Source organism: Klebsiella sp. 1SOBk10mer (assembly GCF_046602535.1).
GTDB lineage: Bacteria > Pseudomonadota > Gammaproteobacteria > Enterobacterales > Enterobacteriaceae > Klebsiella > Klebsiella quasipneumoniae.
Window position 1 is genome coordinate 1 of the sequence record NZ_JBKIUP010000070.1, and the last position, 355, is coordinate 355.

Here is a 355-nt window from a genome sequence, read left to right on the forward strand (position 1 = left end):
TTGTGATTCATGACTGGGGTGAAGTCGTAACAAGGTAACCGTAGGGGAACCTGCGGTTGGATCACCTCCTTACCTTAAAGAACCTGCCTTTGTAGTGCTCACACAGATTGTTTGATAAATAATAAATTTCAAAATGTACTGCAAAGTGCATTGTGAAATTTTGCTCTTTAAAAATCTGGATCAAGCTGAAAATTGAAACGACACACAGTTAATGTGTGTTCGAGTCTCTCAAATTTTCGCGACGCGATGATGTTTTACGAAACATCTTCGGGTTGTGAGGTTAAGCGACTAAGCGTACACGGTGGATGCCCTGGCAGTCAGAGGCGATGAAGGACGTGCTAATCTGCGAAAAGCG

Annotated in this window: 1 rRNA gene; it reads left to right on the top strand. The window is 43.1% G+C overall.

The features are described from left to right. Positions 1-72: ribosomal RNA gene (locus ACLH1I_RS26670) — 16S ribosomal RNA — on the top strand; the annotation flags it as partial. Positions 73-355: the final 283 nt, after the last annotated feature.